Raw genomic sequence first — 20,047 nt, 5'->3', positions numbered from 1 at the left:
CGAGGGGGTTTTGTGAAGGCCGATGTGCGACACGACCGAAACCAATTCGTGACCAACGCCCAGGTGTTGGCCGCGTTCGGGTGTGTCCTGTGGCGCATGTCACGGCGCCCGCGCCGGATTTATGCCGGGTTGTCGCGGAGGCGTCGGCGCTCCCAGCGGTTGGGGTGGCGGACCGTGACGCCGGCCATCCCGCCGTTGCCGGTCACGCGCAGCAGGGGTGTGCCCGGCTTGTGATCGCCCGTGGTTTTGTTCTTCAGACCGCCGATGCCCGGGTCACAGCCGGTGGTGTCCACCCGCCAGCCGATCGGCACGATGATCGTGACGCCGGCCATGTCGCCGTGCACCTCGACCTCGGTCTCCGGCCAGGGGCAGTGGGCGCGCGTGTAGTCGAGCTTGACGCCGCCCAGCCCGCCGCGGGCGACGATCTTGGGCGGGACGTCCCAGCGGCCGACGCGTTCGCCGCCGTGCAGGCCGCCCTTGACGACGCTGGGCGGGCCCGGGTTCGCCGGCGGCAGCGGGGGCCCGGGGAGGGCGGCGGGCCTGACGGGCAGGTCGGCGGTCAGCGGCTCCAGGTCGCCATAGGTCTTGGCGGTCAGCGCCCGCTCCAGCCGCTCCTCCAGCTCGTCGATGTCGAGCCGGCCCTCGCCCGCCGCCTCGCGCAGCACCTCGGCGACGGCTTCCCTGTCCTCGTGCGAGGCCCGCAACTCCGCCCTCGGGCGCGGCTGACTGGTCATGCGTTTCACGATAACCGAGCGGGTCCGCGCCGTATCCGGACCAGGCGCTACGCTGGAAACGCGGTCAGGGCTGCGGCTTCGGGAAAGAACTGCGGGCCGTCCGTGGCCGATCGCGCCCACGCGGCGGAGCCGCCCGAGGACACAGCCCCGCCCCTCGCGGGGAGCGGTACCGCACCGGACTCCGGCCGGCCCGCTCAGGTCCTGCCCGGCCGGTCGCCGGGGGAGTCAAGGCCCGGCGTGACCGGCCCGACAGGGCCTATGCTCGGTCAACGATGAGCGGCCTTTTCGATGACCACGCGCTGGCGGACCTCGGCCCCCTGGGCTCCCCCGGGGAGGAGGAGCCGCCGCCCTTCCCCGACGGCGCCGGCGAGGAGCACGCGGCGCCCGAGGACGTGCCCGACGACCTGTTCGCCGGGACGTTCGCCGACCCCTCGGCCGCGCCCGGCGACGCCTTCTACCGCAACGGCGCGCCCAAGCCCGTCGGCGCCCCGGCCCAGTTGCTGGCCGGGCTCAACGAGCAGCAGCGCGCGGCCGTCACGCACAGTGGCTCGCCGTTGCTGATCGTGGCCGGCGCCGGGTCCGGGAAGACGCGGGTGCTCACCCACCGCATCGCGTATCTGCTCGCCGCGCGGTCCGCGCACCCCGGGCAGATCCTGGCGATCACCTTCACCAACAAGGCCGCCGGTGAGATGAAGGAGCGCGTCGAGGAGCTGGTCGGGCCGCGCGCGAACGCGATGTGGGTCATGACGTTCCACAGCGCGTGTGTGCGGATTCTGCGCCGGGAGAGCAAGCTGCTGGGCTTCACCTCCAGCTTCTCGATCTACGACGCGGCCGACGCCAAGCGGCTGATGGCCCTGGTGTGCCGCGATCTCGACCTGGACCCGAAGCGGTTCCCGCCGAAGTCGTTCAGCGCCAAGATCTCCAACCTGAAGAACGAGCTCATCGACCCGGAGGACTTCGCGGCGCAGGCGAGCGACGGGTTCGAGAAGACCCTCGCCGAGGCGTACGCGATGTACCAGGCGCGGCTGCGCGAGGCCAACGCCCTGGACTTCGACGACATCATCATGACGACGGTGCACCTGCTCGACGCGTTCCCGGACGTCGCCGAGCACTACCGCCGCCGGTTCCGGCACGTCCTGGTCGACGAGTACCAGGACACCAACATCGCGCAGTACACGCTGATCCGGCTGCTGGTGGGGGAGCGGGACCCGGCCGAGCTGTGCGTCGTCGGCGACGCCGACCAGTCGATCTACGCGTTCCGCGGCGCCACCATCCGCAACATCCTCCAGTTCGAGCAGGACTTCCCGGACGCCACCACGCTGCTGCTGGAGCAGAACTACCGCTCCACCCAGACGATCCTCTCCGCCGCCAACGCCGTCATCGCGCGCAACGAGGACCGCCGCCCGAAGAACCTGTGGACGAACGAGGGCGCCGGCGCCCGCATCATCGGCTATGTCGCGGACACCGAGCACGACGAGGCGCAGTTCGTCGCCGACGAGATCGACCGGCTGTCCGACGCGGGCGACGCCCGCGCCGGCGATGTCGCCGTCTTCTACCGCACCAACGCCCAGTCCCGTGTCTTCGAAGAGGTCTTCATCCGGGTCGGCCTGCCGTACAAGGTCGTCGGCGGCGTCCGCTTCTACGAGCGCCGCGAGGTCCGGGACGTGCTCGCCTATCTGCGGGTGCTGGCCAACCCCGAGGACACCGTGCCGCTGCGCCGCATCCTCAACGTGCCCAAGCGCGGCATCGGCGACCGCGCCGAGGCGATGGTGGAGGCGCTGGCGTCCCGGGAGCGGATCTCGTTCGCGCAGGCGCTGCGCCGGGTGGACGAGGCGTATGGGATGGCGGCCCGTTCGGCGAACGCGATCAAGCGGTTCAACGCGCTGCTGGAGGGCTTGCGCACGATCGTGGAGTCGGGGGCCGGGCCGGCGACCGTGCTGGAGGCCGTGCTCGAACAGACCGGCTACCTCGCCGAGTTGCAGGCGTCGACGGACCCGCAGGACGAGACCCGCGTGGAGAACCTCCAGGAGCTGGCCGCGGTGGCGCTGGAGTTCGAGCAGGAGCGCGACGAGGCGGGGCCGGGCACGCTGGCCGACTTCCTGGAGCGGGTGGCGCTCGTCGCCGACTCCGACGAGATCCCGGAGAACGAGGGCGACGGCGTCATCACGCTGATGACCCTGCACACCGCCAAGGGCCTGGAGTTCCCGGTGGTGTTCCTGACCGGCATGGAGGACGGCGTCTTCCCGCACATGCGCTCGCTGGGCAAGACCAAGGAGCTGGAGGAGGAGCGGCGGCTGGCGTACGTCGGCATCACGCGCGCCCGCCAGCGGCTGTATGTCACGCGGTCCGCGCTGCGCAGCGCCTGGGGGCAGCCGCAGCACAACCCGCCGTCCCGCTTCCTGGACGAGATCCCCGAGCAGCACATGGAGTGGCGGCGCACGGGCGCGACGGTCGCGCCGGCGCAGGCCGCCCCCGCCGTGCCCTCGTCCGCGCGTGGGCGCCGGGGCGCGAGCGGCTTCGCCACGGGTCGGATGTGTGACCGGCCGGTGGTGGCGCTGGCGCCGGGGGACCGGGTCACACACGACAGTTTCGGTATGGGAACGGTCATTTCGGTGCAGGGAGCGGGCGATCGGGCCGAGGCCACGATCGACTTCGGCGGCGACAAACCCAAGCGACTTCTTCTTCGCTACGCCCCCGTAGAGAAGCTTTGATGCTTAGCCTGTAAGGTTCCCGGTATGTCACAGACCGGGGAAAGGGCTTGTGGTAGCGCCCTTAGGGGCGATTAGCTGCGTGCGGCAATGTTCGTACTCCAGTTCCTTCCGTCCCCGGAGTACGTACCATCTCAGATCCCCAGGGGGAACATATGAGCCAGCCCTGGCAGCAACAGCCGGACGGCGGCGGATACGGACAGCAGCCTCAGCAGCCGGGCGGATACGGCCAGCCGAACCCTTATGGGCAGCCGCCCCAGCAACCGCAGCCGCCTCAGCAGCCCCAGCAGCCGTATGGCCAGCCGCCGCAGCAGGGTTACGGCTACCCGCCGGCCCAGCCGCAGCCGCAGCCTCAGCCGTACGGCGCGCCGGGTGGTGCACCGGGTGGCTGGCCGGCGCCGACGCCGACGCCGTCCGGCGGCCCACCGCAGAACGTCGCGCTGGCGATCGCCGCCGCCGTGGGTGCCACCCTGGTCATGGCGATCATCTACGCGTTCATCTATGACGCGATGTTCGACGAGAACACCGGTGAGGTCTCGCAGATCAGCTACGTGTCGCTCGCCATCGGCGCGGCCGTGGGCGCCGGTCCGGCGTTCCTCGCCAAGAGGAACATCCCGCTCCAGATCGTCGCCGCCGTGCTCGCCCTCGTGGCGGCCGTCTTCGGCGAGTTGTACGGCACGGCGATGATCGTCAGTGAGTACATGACCGGCGGCGAGTGGTCGGCGTTCAAGATCTTCACCGAAGAGTTCGGCAACTTGTGGGACATGTGGCAGGAGACCAACGAAGCGGTCAACTACATCTTCCTGGCGCTGGCCCCGGCCGCCGCCATCGGCATCGGCCAGGCGGTCGCGCGCCGCAGTTGATCATGTGCTGTATTTGATCAAGAGAAGTACCCCGGTGACGGCACGAGTTGTCGCCACTTCGGCGAGGGCCCGCCGCTCCCCCTTGGGAGCGGCGGGCCCTCGCCGTTGAACGCAGGGCAATTTCAGTGTGAACCGGCTTCATAAAACGGTCTCACGGGCACATGAGCCGACCATTCCGGCCGTACATTGCGCCTGGCATGCACAGGAGCGATGAGGCTCGATCACCGTGCGTAGGCGCGGGCCGGGAGGGGAACCGTGGGCGGCCGGAGTGGGGGGCGTCAGGGGGCGACGGCGGCGGTGTTGCGCTGCCAGATCGACAGATCGGGGGACGACGGGGGGTACTACTGGCGGCTGAGCACGCAGAACGGGCGCGTGGTCGCGATTTCCGGGGAGTGCTTCGACGACTACGGCGGCTGTCTGGCGGGGTTCGAGGAGACCTGCCGGTCGGCCGCCGCGTTAGTGGGGACGGTCCGGCACACCGAGGCCCCCTCCGGCTGGACCTGGCAGGCCCGCACCCCCGACGGCCGCCGGCTGGCCCGGTCCGCGCGCACATATGAGCGTCACGCGACCTGCCAGTCGGCGGCCGAACGTTTCCACAGCCTGTTGACAGCGTTTGTCGCGGCGGGCCGGCCCGGCTGGCAGGGCGCCCGGTCGTGAACGGCCGTCGTGAGCGCGGCGTGCGGCCGCTCGGTCCCGAAGTTCCCCCGCGGTGGTGCCTCGTTCACGTTGGCTTCCGCGCCCCGCCCCGGGCCACTGGAAGGTTCCCGGTCGTCAGCAGGGGACCGACGAGGGGAGGGGCCGCCGGTGACCACCAGTACGGAGGCCGTGCCGGACGTACCGCGCCGGCTCAGGGCCGATTCGGGGCTCGGTGACCGGGTGTTCCGGGGAACGCTGCGCGGCGGGGGGCTCCTGGTCCTGGTGATCATGTGCCTGGTCGGCGGCTTCCTGACGTTCCGCGCCTGGGACGCGCTGTCCGAGGCGGGCGGGGCGTTCGTCACGACCGAGGCGTGGGAGCCGTCCGCCGGGAACTTCGGCATCGCGGCCGTGCTGACCGGCACGCTGCTGATCGCCGCGGTGGCCATCGTGATCGCGGTGCCGCTGGCCGTGGGCACGGCCCTGTACATCTCCGAGTACGCGCCGCCCCGGCTGCGCCGCACGCTGATCAGCCTGGTCGACCTGATGGCCGCCGTGCCGTCCGTCGTCTACGGCCTGTGGGGGCTGTTCTACCTCCAGGGCAACGTCATCGGGCTGGCCCGCTGGATCTCCACCTATCTGGGCTGGATCCCGCTGTTCGAAGTGACCGGCGCCGATCCCAAGGACCCGCTGGCAACCGCGACCGTGTACACCGCCTCCACGCTCATCGCGGGAATCGTGGTGGCCATGATGGTCACGCCGATCATCTGCTCCATCATGCGCGAGGTGTTCTCGCAGGCGCCGGTCGGCGAACGCGAGGGCGCCCTGGCGCTGGGGGCCACCCGCTGGGGCATGATCCGCTCGGTGGTCCTGCCGTTCGGCAAGGGCGGCATGATCGGCGGCACCATGCTGGGCCTCGGCCGGGCGCTGGGCGAGACCATCGGCGTCTACATGATCATTTCGCCGGTCTTCGTGATCCAGCCGCACATCCTCCAGACCGGCGGCAACTCCGTCTCCTCGCTGATCGCCCTGCGCTACGGCGAGGCCAGCGACTTCGAGATGTCCGCGCTGATGGCCGCCGGCCTGGCGCTGTTCACGATGACGCTCATCGTCAACTTCGCCGCCTCCTCGATCGTCGCCCGGAGCCGCTCCGGCGCCGAGTCCGACTCCTGAGCACCGGGAAGAGCCGCATGGCAACGATCACACCCACCTCAACTCCCCCCGGATCCACCACACTTCCGGCCCGGCCGACGGCCGGCGAGAGCCGTCCCGAACGGCGGCGGCGCACCGGCACCCTGCGCGCGACCGATGTCTACGCGGCTTGCGGAGCCGCGCTGGCCTCGGTCAGCGTCACGGCCCTGCTGTTCACGCGGCTGACCGCGTTCACCGGCACGATCGGCTTCGTCGTCACCGCCTACCTGCTCTTCCTCGGCCTCTACGCGCTGCTCGTCGCGCAGGACGAGGACGGCCCCGCGGTGCGCGACCGGCTGATGTTCGCGCTGATCCACAGCATGGCCGTGCTGATGCTCTCGGCGCTGGTGTTCGTCGTGGTCTACACCCTGTGGGAGGGCCGCGACGCGCTGCGCCATCTGAACTTCTTCACCGAGGACATGACCGACGCGGGCCCGCTGGAGCCGCTGACCGTGGGCGGCATCCGGCACGCGGTGTTCGGCACGCTGATCGAGATCGCCGTCGCGCTGGCCATCACCATCCCCACCGGCCTGCTGTGCGCGGTGTTCCTCAACGAGGTGCCCGGCCGGTTCGCCCGGTTCGTGCGCACCATCGTGGAGGCCATGACGGCGCTGCCGTCGGTCGTCGCCGGCCTGTTCATCTACGCCATGGCGATCCTGGCCCTGGGGATGGAGAAGTCCGGCCTGGCGGCGGGCCTGGCGATCTCCGTGATGATGCTGCCGATCATCATCCGCTCCGCCGACGTCGTCATCCGGCTGGTGCCCGGCGCTCTGCGCGAGGCGGCCTACGCCACCGGCGCGCCCCGCTGGCGCACGGTCTGGCACGTCGTGCTGCCCACCGCCCGCTCCGGGCTGACCACCTCGGTGATCCTCGGCACCGCGCGCGGCGTCGGGGAGACCTCCCCGGTGCTGCTGACCGCCGGCTACGCCACGGCCACCAACACCGATCCGCTGCACGGCGCGATGACCTCGCTGCCGCTGGCCGCGTTCCAGCTCGTCAAGTCCCCCGAACCGACCTATATCGCCCGCGGCTTCGGGGCCGCCGCCGTTCTCATGGCGCTGGTCCTGCTGCTCTTCGTGCTCGCCCGCCTGCTCGGCGGCCGGGGCCCGGGGCAGCTCAGCCGCCGCCAGGAACACCGGCGCGTCCTCGGCTCGGCAAAGGACCTGCGCCGCATCGAATCCCGCATGGCCGGGCCCAGCGCCCGGGACTCCCGCCAGGAAACCGCAAGGAGCCAGCCGTGATGTCCGCCCATCCGCCCACCGCCGGTGCGCCGCCGTCCCCGAGGAGGGCACGCAGGCTGCTGACCGGGGTCGCGCTGCTGCTGTGCGTGCTGCTCTCGGTCGACCTGCCGCACGCCTACGGGGCCACCTACGTCCGGGTCAGCGGCGCGGGATCCACCTGGAGCCAGAACGCGCTCGACCAGTGGCGGCGCAACGTCTCCCAGTACGGCATGCCCGTCGAGTACGAGGGCACCGGGTCCTCCAACGGCCGCCAGCAGTTCCGCAACGGCACCGTGGACTACGCCGTCTCCGAAATCCCCTATGGCCTGCGGGACTTCGGCCAGGTCGACACCCCGCCCAGCCGCGGCTACGCCTATATGCCGATCGTGGCCGGCGGCACCTCGTTCATGTACAACCTCAAGATCGGCGGCCGGCGCGTCACCAATCTGCGGCTGTCCGGCGAGGTGCTGACCAAGATCTTCACCGGGCAGATCGCCATGTGGAACGACCCGGGGATCCGCGAGGACAACCCCGGCCTCGCCCTCCCGGCCCGCCGCGTGGTGCCCGTGGTCCGCTCCGACGGCTCGGGCACCACCGCGCAGTTCACGCTGTGGATGTCGAAGATGCACGGCGGCCTGTGGAACGACTACTGCCGTGCGGCGGGCAAGGATACCCCCTGCGGCATGACCTCCTATTACCCGACCATCGCCGGCCGCGGCTTCGTCTCCCAGTCCGGCTCGCTGGGCGTCTCCGGCTATGTCAGCCAGGACTACGCGGAGGGCGCGATCACCTATGTCGAGTACTCCTACGCCCAGAACCGCAACTTTCCCGTGGCCAAGGTGCTCAACGCGGAGGGTTACTACGTGGCGCCGACCGCGTCGGCCGTCGCCGTGGGACTGACGCGCGCCCGGATCAACGAGGACCAGAATTCCAGCCAGTACCTCACGCAGAACCTGGACAACGTCTACCGCCACAACGACCGGCGCACCTATCCGCTGTCCAGCTACAGCTATATGATCCTGCCCACCGAGGAAGAGGCCGGCCCTCACCCGGAACACCCATAGCCGACCGGTGGCCGAGCCGGTCGGGCGAAGACTGCGGGGCGTCGTCCCCGCCCTGCTGGCGCTGGCGCTCGGCGCCGGCGCGGTGGTCGTGGGGACCGCTGCCCCCGCCAGCGCGGCGCTGCCGGGCACGGTGACTCCCGCCGAGTCCACCGGCCTCACCACCGACACCCCGATGTTCACCGAGGCCACGGTCTCCGAGGCGTGCCCCGAGCACTACCGGGCGCGCGTGGGCGTCTTCCTGGCCGTGGACGGCCTGGAGCGGTACCTCGCCGCCTCGACGACCGTCGGCGCCCCCTATGACCAGGCGCCCTTCACCTTCGGCATGCCCGCCACCGGCACCCGGTCCCTGGCGTCCTGGCTCGGCACGACCGGCGCCGACGGCACCTACGAGATCCGGGTCCGCTGCATGCCGGCCGCCGGCGACCCCGACCACCCCGTGGACGCCACGCTCTACTTCCCGTTTTTGATCCAGGTCACCGGGGAGAACTGGGAGCTGGTCCGGGCCGACCCGGAGGCGACGGAGCTGACCGTGACGGCCGAGCCCGCCGGCCAGGTCGTCGTCAACAAGGAGTACAGCCTCACCGCCCGCGTGACGCCCGCCGGGGCCGCGGGCACCGTCGAGTTCGAGCGGAGCGGCCGGCCCCTGGGCACCGTCACCGTGACGGACGGCGTCGCCGTGCTGGAGGAGCGGGCCGGGGCGAACCCGGCCTCCGAGCCGGTGACCGCCACCTTCCAGGCCTCCGACGTGGCGGCGTACGCGCCGAGCACCACGACGTTCTCCTACCCGGTGGTGGCCGAGGCCTCCATGGACGTTCGTGACGAGAACGAGGACGTCATCGCGCCGGAGTCGACCCTGGAGCCCGGGCAGACCCTGACCATCATCGCCACCGGATACACGGCGGCCGAGACGGTCGAGGTCGCCATCGCGGACAGCGACGCCGAGTTCGAGAACGCGACCGCCGACGCCACCGGATCGGTGACCGGCTACGAGCTGACCATCCCCGAGGACCTGGCCGACGGCGACTACGCCCTGACCATGACCGGGGCCACCGGCGGCACCGTCAACACCTTCGCGTTCTCCATCGGCGACGAGGGCGACGAGGGCGACGAGGGCGACGAGGGCGGCCAGGACGGCGACGGCGACGAGGGCGGCCAGGACGGCGACGCAGGCGGCGCCGACGCCGGCGGGCAGCGCGGCGACGCGGGCGGCGCCGGTGCGCTCGGCGGCTCCGACGGCGGTTCCCTCGGCGGCGACGCCGGGGGCGGCGGGGGCGGCGGCCAGGGGCCGCTGGCCTCCACGGGCAGCAGCGTCCTCTCGCTCGGCATCCTCTCCGCGCTGCTGATCGGCGCCGGTGCCGTGGTCGTCCACCGCGCCCACCGCTCCGGCCGGCTGCGCGTCTTCGGCCCGCCCACGCGCGGCTGACGCACGTCCCACCCACCGGACCGCCGGGCGGCCCCACCGCCGCCCGGCGGCTCCCACCCAAGGAGTCCACACCGTGAGCGTGACGACGCAAGCACGGCCCGAGGCGCCCCCCGAACCGCCGCCGTCCGACGCGCGGTTCGTGATCCCGGGCGTCGCGCTGCTGATCCTGGCCGCGCTGCTGCTCGGCTTCGCCGGCAACCTCCTCCTCGTCGGCCACCTCCAGCACGCCCGCGCCCAGCAGACCGGCTACGCCGAACTGCGCGAGCAACTGGCGTTCGGCACCGCGCCGGTGGGCCGGACCGACATCGACGGCGAGGTGCTGTCTCCCGGAACCCCCGTCGCCCTGCTGCGCATCGGGGCGATCGGCCTGCGCGAGGTGGTCTTCGAGGGCACCACCTCCGACGTCCTGATGTCCGGCCCCGGCCACCGCCGCGACACCGTGCTGCCCGGCCAGGCCGGCACCAGCGTCGTCATGGGCCGGCAGTGGGGCTACGGCAGCCCGTTCCTCCACCTCGACGAGCTCGGCCCGGGGGACACCATCGAGATCACCACCGGCCAGGGCGAACACACCTACCGGGTCACCGGTCTGCGCCGCCCCGGCGACCCGGTGCCCGAACCGGCCGGCACCGGCCAGGGCAGGCTCACCCTCATCACCGCCACCGGCGGCCCCTACACCCCCTCCGGCGTGCTGCGCGTGGACGCCGAGCTGACCACCGACGTGTTTCCGACGCCCGCCCGGGTCATTCCCACCGGCGCCGTCGGCGAGGCCGAGGACGCCCTCAAGGGCGACGACTCCGCCTGGACCCCGACCCTGCTGTGGAGCCAGGCCCTGCTGCTCGCCGCCGCCGGCGTCGCCTGGGCCCACCGCCGCTGGGGCCGCTGGCAGGCGTGGATCACCGGCGTGCCCGTGCTCGGCGCCATCACCGTCGCGCTGTCCGGCACCCTCACCCGGCTGCTGCCCAACCTGCTCTGAAAGGCAAACCGTTTCCATGGCAACGACGACCACGACCAGCACCACCGCGCCGCTGCCCGCGCTCGGCGGCGACTCCACCCCGGCCTCCCTCGAAGCGCGGGACGTCTCCGCCTGGTTCGGCGACCACAAGGTCCTGGACCGGGTCTCGCTGACGATGCCCGCCCAGCAGGTGACCGCCCTGATCGGCCCCTCCGGCTGCGGCAAGTCCACTTTCCTGCGGATCCTCAACCGCATGCACGAGCTCATCGGTTCGGCCGCGCTGGCCGGCCAGGTGCTGCTCGACGGCGCGGACATCTACGACCGCGGCCGGCGCATCACACACGCCCGCCGCCAGATCGGGATGGTCTTCCAGAAGCCCAATCCGTTTCCCGCGATGTCCATTTACGACAACGTGCTGGCCGGACTGAAGCTGAACGGCGTCCGCGCCACCCGGCGGGAGCGCGACGGCCTGGTCGAGGAGTGCCTGACCAGGGCCGGGCTGTGGAAAGAGGTCCGCGACCGGCTGCGCCAGCCCGGCGGGGCGCTCTCCGGCGGCCAGCAGCAACGGCTGTGCATCGCCCGCTCCCTGGCCGTCCGCCCGCGCGTGCTGCTGATGGACGAGCCGTGCTCCGCGCTGGACCCCACCTCCACCCGCCGCATCGAGCAGACCATTCACGAGCTGTCGCAGGAGGTGACCATCGTGATCGTCACCCACAACATGCAGCAGGCGCAGCGCGTCTCGGACCAGTGCGCGTTCTTCCTCGCCGAGCAGGGCACCCCGGGCCTGATCGTCGAACACGGCCCGACCGGCGCCATGTTCACCAGCCCGCGCGACAACCGGACCGCCGACTACGTCAACGGCCGCTTCGGCTGAGGAGGGAGCGCCATGGCCGCAACCGGCCACCGCGTCCGCGCCGCCCTCGGCGCGGCCCTGTGCCTCGCCGCGCTCGGCGCCTGCGGGCGGGGCGCGGCCGGGGAAACCCCGGCGCCGGAGCCGGCCGCCGCCGCCCGTCCGGTCGAGTCGCCGGCCCCGGAAGGCCGGGCCGCGTCGCCCGAGCCGCAGGCGCCGCCGGAGCCGACCGCGCCCCCCGCCGAGCAGACACCGCCCGAACGGCCCCCGGAGCCGTCTCCGGAGCCGTCCCCCGAGCGGTCACCGGAGCGGAACGAGGAGCCCGAGCCCGAACCGGCCCCGGCCGCCTCCGGCCCCGCACCCGAACCGGCGTCGTCCGCGTCCGGCCCGGCACCCGGCCCGGACGTCACCACCCTCACCATCGGCGAGTGGTCGCGCCCGCTGATCCGCGGCGACCAGTCGGACGTGGACCGCTGCCGGGAGGCCGTGCTGTTCACCGGACCCGAGCCCGGGCAGGGGAACGGCGCGGACATGGACACCTCGGTCATCGTGGGCCACGACCACTGCGGATTCGACCTGTTCGCCACCCTGCCCGAGGGCACCGAGGTGGTGATCACCGGCCCCCGGGGCACGCTGCGCTACGAGGCGTACGGCCACCATGTCACGCCCGGCCAGGGCGGCCCCGACCACGGCCTCTACTGGGGCGACATCACCCTCCAGACGTGCGTCGGCCCGGACACCGGCTTCAGCTATCTGCGCCGGACGGGGCCGTGAACGGCGCGCGGCCTACGTGGGTTCGAGGCCCTTGCCGCGCAGCCAGGTGAGCGGGTCGACGGGCGAGCCGCCGCCCGGCCGGACCTCGAAGTGCAGATGGGGGCCGGTGGAGGTGCCCGAGTTCCCCGAGTAGGCGATCACCGTGCCCGCCTGCACCCAGCCGGAGGTGTAGACGTGGCTGCTCAGGTGCGCGTACCAGGTCTCCGTGCCGTCGGGGGCGGTCAGGATGGTCATGTTGCCGTAACTGGGGTGGTACTGCGTGCTGATGGAGCCGTCGGTGGCGGCCCGCACCGAGGTGCCGTAGCTGACCGGGAAGTCGATACCGGTGTGCGTGGACATCCAGTTGATGCCGGACTGGCCGAAGTACGCGCTCAGCCCGTGCTGTTCCACCGGCAGGAAGAACTTGGGGCGCAACGCCTCCAGCCGCGCGGCCTCCGCCGCCGCCGCCTCCGCCTCGGCCTCCTGCTGGGCCTCCAGGTCGATGCGGCCCTGGGTGCGGCTGGCCCGGTCGGCGTAGTCGGTGGCGGCCGCCGACAGGCCGGTGAGCTGGGTGTCGAACTGCTCGTTGGCGGCGACCTGCCGCACCTCGCCGGGGTCCGGCTGCGCCACCGGCGCCGGCTCGCCGCCGCGCCCGCCGTCGGACTCGGAGACGGTCGCGGCGGTGGCGACGGCGGTGACGCCCAGCACACAGAGGGAGGGCGCGGCGACGCTCAGGAACGCCGAGCGGCGCGGCCGGGACGTCCGCCGCCGGCCACGGCCCGCCGGCCGGCGCTCACCCACGACGGGCTCCGGCTCCGGCTCCGGCTCGGCATCAACATCGGTGTCAAGGTCGGCGTAGGCGTCGGGAACGGGCTCGGCCTCCGCCCGGAGCTCCGGCTCCCAGGCCGGCTCGGCGGCGAACTCCGCGTCCCCGCCGGTCACTTCATCGAGGGACGGCTCGGCGTGCCCGGCCTGCTCGGGGTACACGGGGTACGCGCCGGAGTCGTACACGTCCGACTCGTACTGCCCGTACTGCTGCCCGAACTGCTCGTATCCCGGCGTCAGATCGCCCTGGCCGCCGGTGCCGTACGCCTGTCCGTCCCAGCCGTAACCCGCGGCCGGCTGCGGCTCGGCGACCGGATAACCGCCGCTGTCCCAGCCGCCGTTGGCATACGCGTCCTGTCCGTGCCACGGGTACCCGCCGGGATATCCATCGTGGTAACTCCCGCCCGGGTCGGGCATGTCGTACCCGGCGTGGGAGCCGTAGCCGGAATAATCCGAGTGCCCGGAGACTTCCGACAACAGACGATCGCTCACCGACTACGCCTTTCGGCTCGACAACAGGAGCTGGGCCGACGGGGCCCAGGCGGCTGCGGTTCGGCCGTGACTGTACCCGGCGGTACGCGGCAGCCACAATCTTTCGCGGGCTGTTCGCGGGTTTCCCGCACGCCGAAACGGGCAATCACCCGCCTTTCGGCGGGCGCGGCCATGGATACCGCACGACTCGTTCGAATAGCGTTCGAATTATTGGCGTCTTCCGATGGTGTGATTTCCCCCTCCGGGGACTGCCGTGCCCCCGCTCCCGTGGGCGATGCTGTTGTCAACGTTCGTTAACCGGGTCCTGGGAGGCTCACATGGGTGTATCGGGTCCGATTCGCGTCGTGATCGCCAAGCCGGGTCTCGACGGGCACGACCGCGGGGCCAAGGTGATCGCCCGCGCGCTGCGCGACGCCGGTATGGAGGTCATCTACACGGGCCTGCACCAGACGCCGGAGCAGATCGTCGACACCGCGATCCAGGAGGACGCGGACGCCATCGGCCTGTCGATCCTCTCCGGCGCGCACAACACGCTCTTCGCCCGCGTCCTGGAGCTGCTGCGGGAGCGGGACGCGGCCGACATCACCGTCTTCGGCGGCGGCATCATCCCGGAGGCCGACATCCCGCCCCTGAAGGAGGCAGGCGTGGCCGGCATCTTCACCCCCGGCGCGCCCATGGGAGAGGTGGTGGAGTGGGTCCGCGGAACCTTGTCGGAACGGGCCGCCCGGGGCGGATTGTGACAGGACTCACCACTCCGGTGTGACCCAGGATTTAAGCGGCCCGCGAGAGCACGGATACGCTCGACTCCGGACATGCCGCGTGCGCTCGACGTCGCCTCGCAACGCGGCCACGCGGCACGCCCACGCTGACAACGACCGCGAGACCACTGATTGAGGGACGGACGCGCGTGGACCTGTTCGAGTATCAGGCGAGGGACCTCTTCGCCAAGCATGGCGTACCGGTGCTGGCCGGAGAAGTCATTGACACGCCCGAGGCGGCGCGTGAGGTGGCCGAGCGGCTCGGCGGTCGCGCGGTCGTCAAGGCCCAGGTGAAGACCGGCGGGCGTGGCAAGGCCGGCGGCGTCAAGCTGGCCGCCGACCCCGAGGACGCCGTCGCCAAGGCCGGGGCCATTCTGGGCATGGACATCAAGGGCCACACGGTCCACCGCGTCATGCTGGCGGAGACGGCGGACATCGCCGAGGAGTACTACGTCTCCATCCTCCTGGACCGCACCAACCGCACCTTCCTCGCCATGGCCTCCGTCGAGGGCGGCGTGGAGATCGAGGAGGTCGCGGCGACGAACCCCGAGGCGCTGGCGAAGATCCCGGTGGACGCCATCGACGGCGTGACCGAGGCCAAGGCGCGCGAGATCGTCGAGGCGGCCCGTTTCCCGGCCGAGATCGCCGACCAGGTGGTCGACGTTCTCCAGAAGCTGTGGACGGTGTTCGTCAAGGAGGACGCGCTCCTGGTCGAGGTCAACCCGCTCGTCAAGACCGGCGACGGGAAGATCATCGCGCTGGACGGCAAGGTGTCCCTGGACGCCAACGCCGAGTTCCGGCAGCCGGAGCACGCCGCCCTGGAGGACCGGGCCGCGGCGAACCCGCTGGAGGCCGCCGCCAAGGAGCGCGGGCTCAACTACGTGAAGCTGGAGGGTGGCACCGTCGGCATCATCGGCAACGGCGCAGGCCTCGTGATGAGCACCCTGGACGTCGTCGCCTACGCCGGTGAGGCGCACGGCGGCGTCAAGCCCGCCAACTTCCTGGACATCGGCGGCGGCGCGTCCGCCGAGGTGATGGCCAACGGCCTGGAGATCATCCTGGGCGACCCGGATGTCCGGTCCGTCTTCGTGAACGTCTTCGGCGGCATCACCGCCTGCGACGCCGTGGCGAACGGCATCGTCCAGGCCCTGGAGCTGCTCAAGTCCAAGGGTGAGGAAGTGTCCAAGCCCCTGGTCGTGCGGCTGGACGGGAACAACGCCGAGCTCGGCCGCAAGATCCTCACCGACGCCGACCACCCGCTGGTCGAGCAGGTGGACACCATGGACGGAGCGGCCGACCGCGCCGCCGAGCTGGCCGCGAAGTAGCGCGAAGTAAAGGAACCGAGACAACCATGGCTATCTTCCTCACCAAGGACAGCAAGGTCATCGTCCAGGGGATGACCGGCTCCGAAGGGCAGAAGCACACGCGGCGGATGCTGGCGGCCGGCACGAACATCGTCGGCGGCGTGAACCCGCGCAAGGCCGGCCAGAAGGTCGACTTCGACGGCGCCGAGGTTCCCGTCTTCGGCGGCGTGAAGGAGGCCATCGAGGCCACCGGCGCGGACGTCACCGTGATCTTCGTCCCGGAGAAGTTCACCAAGGACGCGGTCGTCGAGGCCATCGACGCGGAGATCCCGCTGGCCGTCGTGATCACCGAGGGCATCGCGGTGCACGACACCGCGAACTTCTGGGCGTACGCCGGCAAGAAGGGCAACAAGACCCGCGTCATCGGCCCCAACTGCCCCGGCCTCATCACCCCCGGCCAGTCCAACGCGGGCATCATCCCGGCCGACATCACCAAGCCCGGCCGCATCGGGCTGGTCTCGAAGTCCGGCACGCTGACCTACCAGATGATGTACGAGCTGCGGGACATCGGCTTCAGCTCCTGCGTCGGCATCGGCGGCGACCCGATCATCGGGACCACGCACATCGACGCGCTCGCCGCGTTCGAGGCGGACCCCGAAACCGACCTGATCGTGATGATCGGCGAGATCGGCGGCGACGCCGAGGAGCGGGCCGCGGACTTCATCAAGGCCAACGTCACCAAGCCGGTCGTCGGCTACGTGGCCGGGTTCACCGCGCCCGAGGGCAAGACGATGGGCCACGCCGGCGCGATCGTCTCCGGCTCCTCCGGCACGGCGCAGGCCAAGAAGGAGGCCCTGGAGGCCGCCGGCGTCAAGGTCGGCAAGACGCCTTCCGAGACCGCTCGGCTGGCTCGCGAGCTGCTCAGCGCCTGATCGTTCGCAGCGCCTGATCACCAGCAAGGCCCGAAAGGCCCCGGCGGTCCCCGTGCCCGCCGGGGCCTTCGCCATGCCCGGCCGGTCCTAGGCCCGGTCCGGCCGATCTTGCCGGGCCCGCGACGCCTGGCACGCACGCTCGCTGCGTTGCCGAATCGCGCGAGTACGGCCAAGTACGAGCTGCGATCCGGCGCCTTGCGATCGCACGCACCAGACGCCGCGGGCTGATCCGACAAGACCGACCGGACAGGACCTGGGCCGTTCAGACGGGCAGCACCGAGGCGGCCGTCACCGCCGCCACCGCGCCCAGTACCAGCGCCAGGGCGCCCCACGTCCGGCGGCGCGTGCCGCGTTCGCTCGCCGTCCGCAGGTACACCGCCGGGCGCGTTCGGACCGGCTGGCCCGCGGCGAAGCCGGCCAGCAGCTCGTTCAGCAGTGGGCCCCGTTCCTCCGGCGGCGCGTCCGCCAGCCGGGGCAGCCGCTCGCTCAGCGCCTCCCGGGCGTGCTGCACACGGCACGCGGTGGCGCGGGTCGTGGCCTCGGTCTCGGCGGCGGTCTCCGGCAGGCCGAGCCCGACGCCGTCGTGCAGCAGGAGGCTGCGCCGGTAGGTGCGCGGGAGGCTGAGCAGCGCCTCCAGCAGCACCCGGTCCTCGGGCGGCACCGCCCGCAGGTCACCGTGCCGCCGCCCGGGCAGCAGCCGGTGCCACGGCGCGAGCGCGTACTCGTACGTCGCCGCCCGCACCCAGCTCGCCGGGTCCCGGTCGCGGGCGACCTCGGGCCAGCGTTCCCAGGCCAGCCGGAAGGCGTGGGCCACCGCGCGTTCGGCCAGCCGCCGGTGGCCGCAGAGGAGGAACGCCTGTCGGGTGAACGAACTCGCGTGCCGGGCGTAGAGCCGGTCGAACGCGGCGGCTGGCCCCTTGGTCACCATGGGTCACGCCCAGAAGAGGCAAAAAAGAGCATAGGCGTATATTGAGCGACACAGCGGTGAAAACCCGTTACCTCCGGACTCCGGGTGTTGTTGGCAGCATGGCCGCGTGCGACACGTTCTCCGGCGGACCGCCGTGCTCAGCCCCACCCGTTGCCGATGGCTGCTGGAGGGGCTGCTCGCCGCCGGGCTCGGACTCGGCGCGCTCGCCGCGCTCGTCCTGCTGCTGTGGACCCTCTCGCCGCACCCGGACGGCGGCGCCGACGAGGCCCTGGCCATCGCCGCCGACCTGTGGCTGCTGGCGCACGGCACCGAACTGCTGCGCACCGGAACGCTGGACGGCCCGCCCGCGCCCATCGGGCTCACCCCGCTGCTGCTGACCGCGCTGCCCGGCTGGCTGCTCCACCGCGCGGTGCGGGCCGCCGACTGGGAGCCGGAGCCGGTGCGGGCGGCGGAGGCCGCGCTGTGGATCAGCGGCGGCTATCTCCTGGCGGGCGCGGTGGCCCTGGGGCACACCCAGCGCTTCGCCATCAGCGGCCAGCCCCTGAGCGCGGCCGTCCACGTGCCCGCGTTCGCGCTCGCCGTCACCCTGGTCTCGGCCTGGGCCGTCAGCGGCCCGCCGGGCGGCCGGCTGGTGGCCCGCCTGCCGCGCCTGCCGCGCAGGGCCTTCGACGGCCGCCGGCTGCGCGCCGCGGCCCGGGTCGCCGCCGCGGGCGTCGCCGCCTGCTGCGGCGCGGGCGCGCTGCTCGCGCTCGGCGGCCTCGTCGCGGGCGCGGGCGCCGCGCAGGACACCCTCGGCCAGCTCAGCGGCGACTGGTCCGGCCGGCTCGCCGTGCTGCTGCTCACTCTGACCCTGGTCCCCAACGCCGCCGTCTGGGGCGCCGCCTACGGCCTGGGCCCCGGCTTCACGCTCGGCGCGGGCAGCGCCGTCGGGCCGCTCGCCGTCGCCGGCGAACCGAAGCTGCCGCCGTTCCCGCTGCTGGCCGACCTGCCCGCCGGCACCCCCGGGAACCCGTTTCTGTGGACGGCCGTCGCCCTCGTTCCGGCGGCGGCCGTGCTGGTCACCGCCCGGTACGCGGCGCACGCGGCCGTGCCCGTGCGCGGAGAACGGGCCACCGCGTCCGGCTGGGCCGGCACCGCGCTCACCGCGCTGCTCGCGGCCCTGGCCACCGGGGCGGCGCTGACCCTGCTGGCCGCGCTGGCCGGCGGGCCGCTGGGCACCGGGGCGCTGGCCTCGTTCGGCCCGGACCACTGGCTGACCGGCGCCGCCGCGGCGGCCTGGACGGCCGCCCTCGGCACCCCGCTCGCCCTGGTGCTGCGCGCGCTACGGCTGCGCCGGCCCCGCTCGGCGGTCCCGGCCCCGGTCCCGGCGCCGCAGCCGCGCCGCGCCCCGGCCCCCAACCGGCGGCGCCGCGCCCGCCGCCGCCCGGACCCGGCCGACGCCTGGCACACGACCGCGGCCCGGCGCACGCGCTGGGCCGCGCTGAAGAAGACCTCCGGCACGCTCTTCCCGGAACTCCCCGGCGAACGCCGGGAACACGAGGACGCTCCCGGGGGCCCGCGTTAGTCCTGTTCGCCCAGGATCGGGCGGAGCTGGCTGGGCAGCAGCTCCTCGCACGCCTGCCGCGACGGCGTGGTCAGGGCCTCGTCGACGCAGTCGAAGTAGTCCTTGTAGACGAGCTGAACGGTGTAGGTGGCGGCCACGATCAGCAGCGCCGCGGACGCCAGCACGATGCCGGAGACCGCCGCCGCGAACTGCGGGCGCGCGCCCCGGGGCGCGGCGCCGGTCGGGCCGGGCTCCGGCGGCGCGGGCGGGGACGGCCTCCCCTCCAGCGCCTCCACGCGCCGGTTGCGCGCCTCCGGGGTCTCCTTCGGGCCGCCGCGCAGCGCGCTGATGCCCCAGTACAGGGAGAGCGAGCCGAGCAGCAGCGCCAGCCACTCCCAGCCGAGCAGCCCGCCGAACACGCCCCACATGCCCGCCAGTACGGAGTACCGCGCGTGCCGCTGCGCCGGGTCGGAAGGGTCCCAGCGCGTGCCGCCGCCCAGGCCGCCGGGCCGCCGGTCCTGGTCGCCCGGCGGCTCGCCGAAGCCGCCGTTGCCGCGGCCCGGCTGGCGCCTGCTCCACTGGCTGCCCCAGCGCTGCCGCTGGTCGTCCTGCTCGCCGCCCTGCTCCGAGCCCTCCGGAAGACGTGGCTGCCACGGCCGGTCGGGCTGTCCCTCGGGCGGCGGGGCGAAGGGGTTGTCCTCTCCTTCGGGCCGGTCCTGCTGGCCGGAGGCGCGGCGTCGGTCGGTCATCGTGGTCGTCGAATCTCCCTGCTCGGTGCCGCTCGTTTCGGCCGGTGCCATCGACCGTACCTGGCCCGGCGGCACCACGGGACAGGGGGACGGATGCGTGCCGGTATCGTTGCGGGGAAGCCCCC

At 72.6% G+C, this 20,047-nt stretch carries 18 protein-coding genes; 14 read left to right on the top strand and 4 right to left on the bottom strand.

Annotated elements, in window-relative coordinates; all coding sequences use genetic code 11:
* Positions 1-119 precede the first annotated feature (119 nt).
* Positions 120-734 carry a DUF1707 SHOCT-like domain-containing protein gene (locus RM590_RS32585; RefSeq protein WP_311708403.1) on the bottom strand — a complete coding sequence of 205 codons (615 nt, stop codon included), beginning with the start codon at positions 732-734 and terminating at the stop codon, positions 120-122.
* 272 nt (positions 735-1,006) lie between these two features.
* Between RM590_RS32585 and pcrA the strand changes: the two genes are divergently transcribed.
* From pcrA to RM590_RS32535, 10 genes are all read left to right on the top strand, one after another.
* On the top strand, positions 1,007-3,445 hold the full coding sequence (gene pcrA / locus RM590_RS32580) for a DNA helicase PcrA (protein ID WP_311708402.1): 2,439 nt from the start codon (positions 1,007-1,009) through the stop codon (positions 3,443-3,445).
* A 152-nt stretch (positions 3,446-3,597) separates the two neighbouring features.
* Entirely contained in the window at positions 3,598-4,305 is a 708-nt protein-coding gene (locus tag RM590_RS32575) for a hypothetical protein (protein WP_311708401.1), read from the top strand.
* Between the two features lie 372 nt (positions 4,306-4,677).
* Positions 4,678-4,962, top strand: coding sequence for a hypothetical protein (locus RM590_RS32570; protein ID WP_311708400.1), 285 nt, complete (start codon positions 4,678-4,680; stop codon positions 4,960-4,962).
* A gap of 147 nt (positions 4,963-5,109) precedes the next feature.
* On the top strand, positions 5,110-6,111 hold the full coding sequence (pstC, locus tag RM590_RS32565) for a phosphate ABC transporter permease subunit PstC (RefSeq protein WP_311708399.1): 1,002 nt from the start codon (positions 5,110-5,112) through the stop codon (positions 6,109-6,111).
* Between the two features lie 17 nt (positions 6,112-6,128).
* Positions 6,129-7,370, top strand: a complete 1,242-nt coding sequence (pstA, locus tag RM590_RS32560; RefSeq protein ID WP_311708398.1) for a phosphate ABC transporter permease PstA — start codon at positions 6,129-6,131, stop codon at positions 7,368-7,370.
* Positions 7,370-8,413 carry a phosphate ABC transporter substrate-binding protein PstS gene (locus RM590_RS32555; protein WP_311708397.1) on the top strand — a complete coding sequence of 348 codons (1,044 nt, stop codon included), beginning with the start codon at positions 7,370-7,372 and terminating at the stop codon, positions 8,411-8,413. The genes pstA and RM590_RS32555 overlap by 1 nt, the downstream gene beginning before the upstream one ends.
* 7 nt (positions 8,414-8,420) lie before the next feature.
* Entirely contained in the window at positions 8,421-9,836 is a 1,416-nt protein-coding gene (locus RM590_RS32550; protein WP_311708396.1) for a hypothetical protein, read from the top strand.
* 73 nt (positions 9,837-9,909) lie between these two features.
* A complete protein-coding gene (locus RM590_RS32545) occupies positions 9,910-10,809 on the top strand; it encodes a sortase (protein WP_311708395.1) in 900 nt (299 codons plus the stop codon).
* Between the two features lie 16 nt (positions 10,810-10,825).
* Positions 10,826-11,662: a phosphate ABC transporter ATP-binding protein gene (locus RM590_RS32540; protein WP_311708394.1), complete on the top strand. Its 837-nt coding sequence runs from the start codon at positions 10,826-10,828 to the stop codon at positions 11,660-11,662.
* Positions 11,663-11,674: 12 nt separating this feature from the next.
* Positions 11,675-12,412 carry a hypothetical protein gene (locus RM590_RS32535; protein WP_311708393.1) on the top strand — a complete coding sequence of 246 codons (738 nt, stop codon included), beginning with the start codon at positions 11,675-11,677 and terminating at the stop codon, positions 12,410-12,412.
* Between the two features lie 12 nt (positions 12,413-12,424).
* Here the strand turns inward: RM590_RS32535 and RM590_RS32530 are convergent, their stop codons facing one another.
* The gene (locus tag RM590_RS32530; protein WP_311708392.1) at positions 12,425-13,708 is read right to left on the bottom strand and encodes a M23 family metallopeptidase; all 1,284 of its coding nucleotides are present in this window, start codon (positions 13,706-13,708) and stop codon (positions 12,425-12,427) included.
* A 317-nt stretch (positions 13,709-14,025) separates the two neighbouring features.
* On the opposite strand from RM590_RS32530, the gene RM590_RS32525 reads away from it, so the two are divergent.
* The 3 genes from RM590_RS32525 (at position 14,026) to sucD (ending at position 16,702) form a co-directional block, all read left to right on the top strand.
* On the top strand, positions 14,026-14,448 hold the full coding sequence (locus RM590_RS32525) for a cobalamin B12-binding domain-containing protein (RefSeq protein WP_311708391.1): 423 nt from the start codon (positions 14,026-14,028) through the stop codon (positions 14,446-14,448).
* A gap of 167 nt (positions 14,449-14,615) precedes the next feature.
* Positions 14,616-15,791: an ADP-forming succinate--CoA ligase subunit beta gene (sucC, locus tag RM590_RS32520; protein WP_311708390.1), complete on the top strand. Its 1,176-nt coding sequence runs from the start codon at positions 14,616-14,618 to the stop codon at positions 15,789-15,791.
* Positions 15,792-15,817: 26 nt separating this feature from the next.
* Positions 15,818-16,702 carry a succinate--CoA ligase subunit alpha gene (gene sucD, locus RM590_RS32515; RefSeq protein ID WP_311708389.1) on the top strand — a complete coding sequence of 295 codons (885 nt, stop codon included), beginning with the start codon at positions 15,818-15,820 and terminating at the stop codon, positions 16,700-16,702.
* A gap of 262 nt (positions 16,703-16,964) precedes the next feature.
* Here sucD and RM590_RS32510 read toward each other — a convergent pair whose 3' ends face one another.
* A complete protein-coding gene (locus RM590_RS32510; protein WP_311708388.1) occupies positions 16,965-17,630 on the bottom strand; it encodes an RNA polymerase sigma factor in 666 nt (221 codons plus the stop codon).
* 106 nt (positions 17,631-17,736) lie between these two features.
* On the opposite strand from RM590_RS32510, the gene RM590_RS32505 reads away from it, so the two are divergent.
* The gene (locus RM590_RS32505) at positions 17,737-19,194 is read left to right on the top strand and encodes a cell division protein PerM (RefSeq protein ID WP_311708387.1); all 1,458 of its coding nucleotides are present in this window, start codon (positions 17,737-17,739) and stop codon (positions 19,192-19,194) included.
* Here the strand turns inward: RM590_RS32505 and RM590_RS32500 are convergent.
* A complete protein-coding gene (locus RM590_RS32500; RefSeq protein WP_311708386.1) occupies positions 19,191-19,922 on the bottom strand; it encodes a hypothetical protein in 732 nt (243 codons plus the stop codon). The two genes, RM590_RS32505 and RM590_RS32500, sit on opposite strands and share 4 nt — an antisense overlap.
* Positions 19,923-20,047: the final 125 nt, after the last annotated feature.

Origin of the sequence: Streptomyces litchfieldiae (assembly GCF_031845365.1) — a bacterium.
In the GTDB taxonomy this organism is placed as follows: Bacteria; Actinomycetota; Actinomycetes; order Streptomycetales; family Streptomycetaceae; genus Streptomyces; species Streptomyces litchfieldiae.
The sequence above is the reverse complement of the archived record's forward strand: the minus strand, read 5'-3'. Positions and strand labels throughout refer to the sequence as shown.

What these genes read in the sequence shown, in the direction of transcription:
- RM590_RS32535 (WP_311708393.1), top strand. Translation starts at nt 11,675, where the DNA reads ATGGCCGCAACCGGCCACCGCGTCCGCGCCGCCCTCGGCGCGGCCCTG.
- sucD (WP_311708389.1), top strand. Translation starts at nt 15,818, where the DNA reads ATGGCTATCTTCCTCACCAAGGACAGCAAGGTCATCGTCCAGGGGATG.
- RM590_RS32510 (WP_311708388.1), bottom strand. Translation starts at nt 17,630, where the DNA reads ATGGTGACCAAGGGGCCAGCCGCCGCGTTCGACCGGCTCTACGCCCGG.
- RM590_RS32540 (WP_311708394.1), top strand. Translation starts at nt 10,826, where the DNA reads ATGGCAACGACGACCACGACCAGCACCACCGCGCCGCTGCCCGCGCTC.
- RM590_RS32500 (WP_311708386.1), bottom strand. Translation starts at nt 19,922, where the DNA reads ATGACCGACCGACGCCGCGCCTCCGGCCAGCAGGACCGGCCCGAAGGA.
- pstA (WP_311708398.1), top strand. Translation starts at nt 6,129, where the DNA reads ATGGCAACGATCACACCCACCTCAACTCCCCCCGGATCCACCACACTT.
- RM590_RS32585 (WP_311708403.1), bottom strand. Translation starts at nt 734, where the DNA reads ATGACCAGTCAGCCGCGCCCGAGGGCGGAGTTGCGGGCCTCGCACGAG.
- RM590_RS32575 (WP_311708401.1), top strand. Translation starts at nt 3,598, where the DNA reads ATGAGCCAGCCCTGGCAGCAACAGCCGGACGGCGGCGGATACGGACAG.
- pcrA (WP_311708402.1), top strand. Translation starts at nt 1,007, where the DNA reads ATGAGCGGCCTTTTCGATGACCACGCGCTGGCGGACCTCGGCCCCCTG.
- RM590_RS32555 (WP_311708397.1), top strand. Translation starts at nt 7,370, where the DNA reads ATGTCCGCCCATCCGCCCACCGCCGGTGCGCCGCCGTCCCCGAGGAGG.
- RM590_RS32525 (WP_311708391.1), top strand. Translation starts at nt 14,026, where the DNA reads ATGGGTGTATCGGGTCCGATTCGCGTCGTGATCGCCAAGCCGGGTCTC.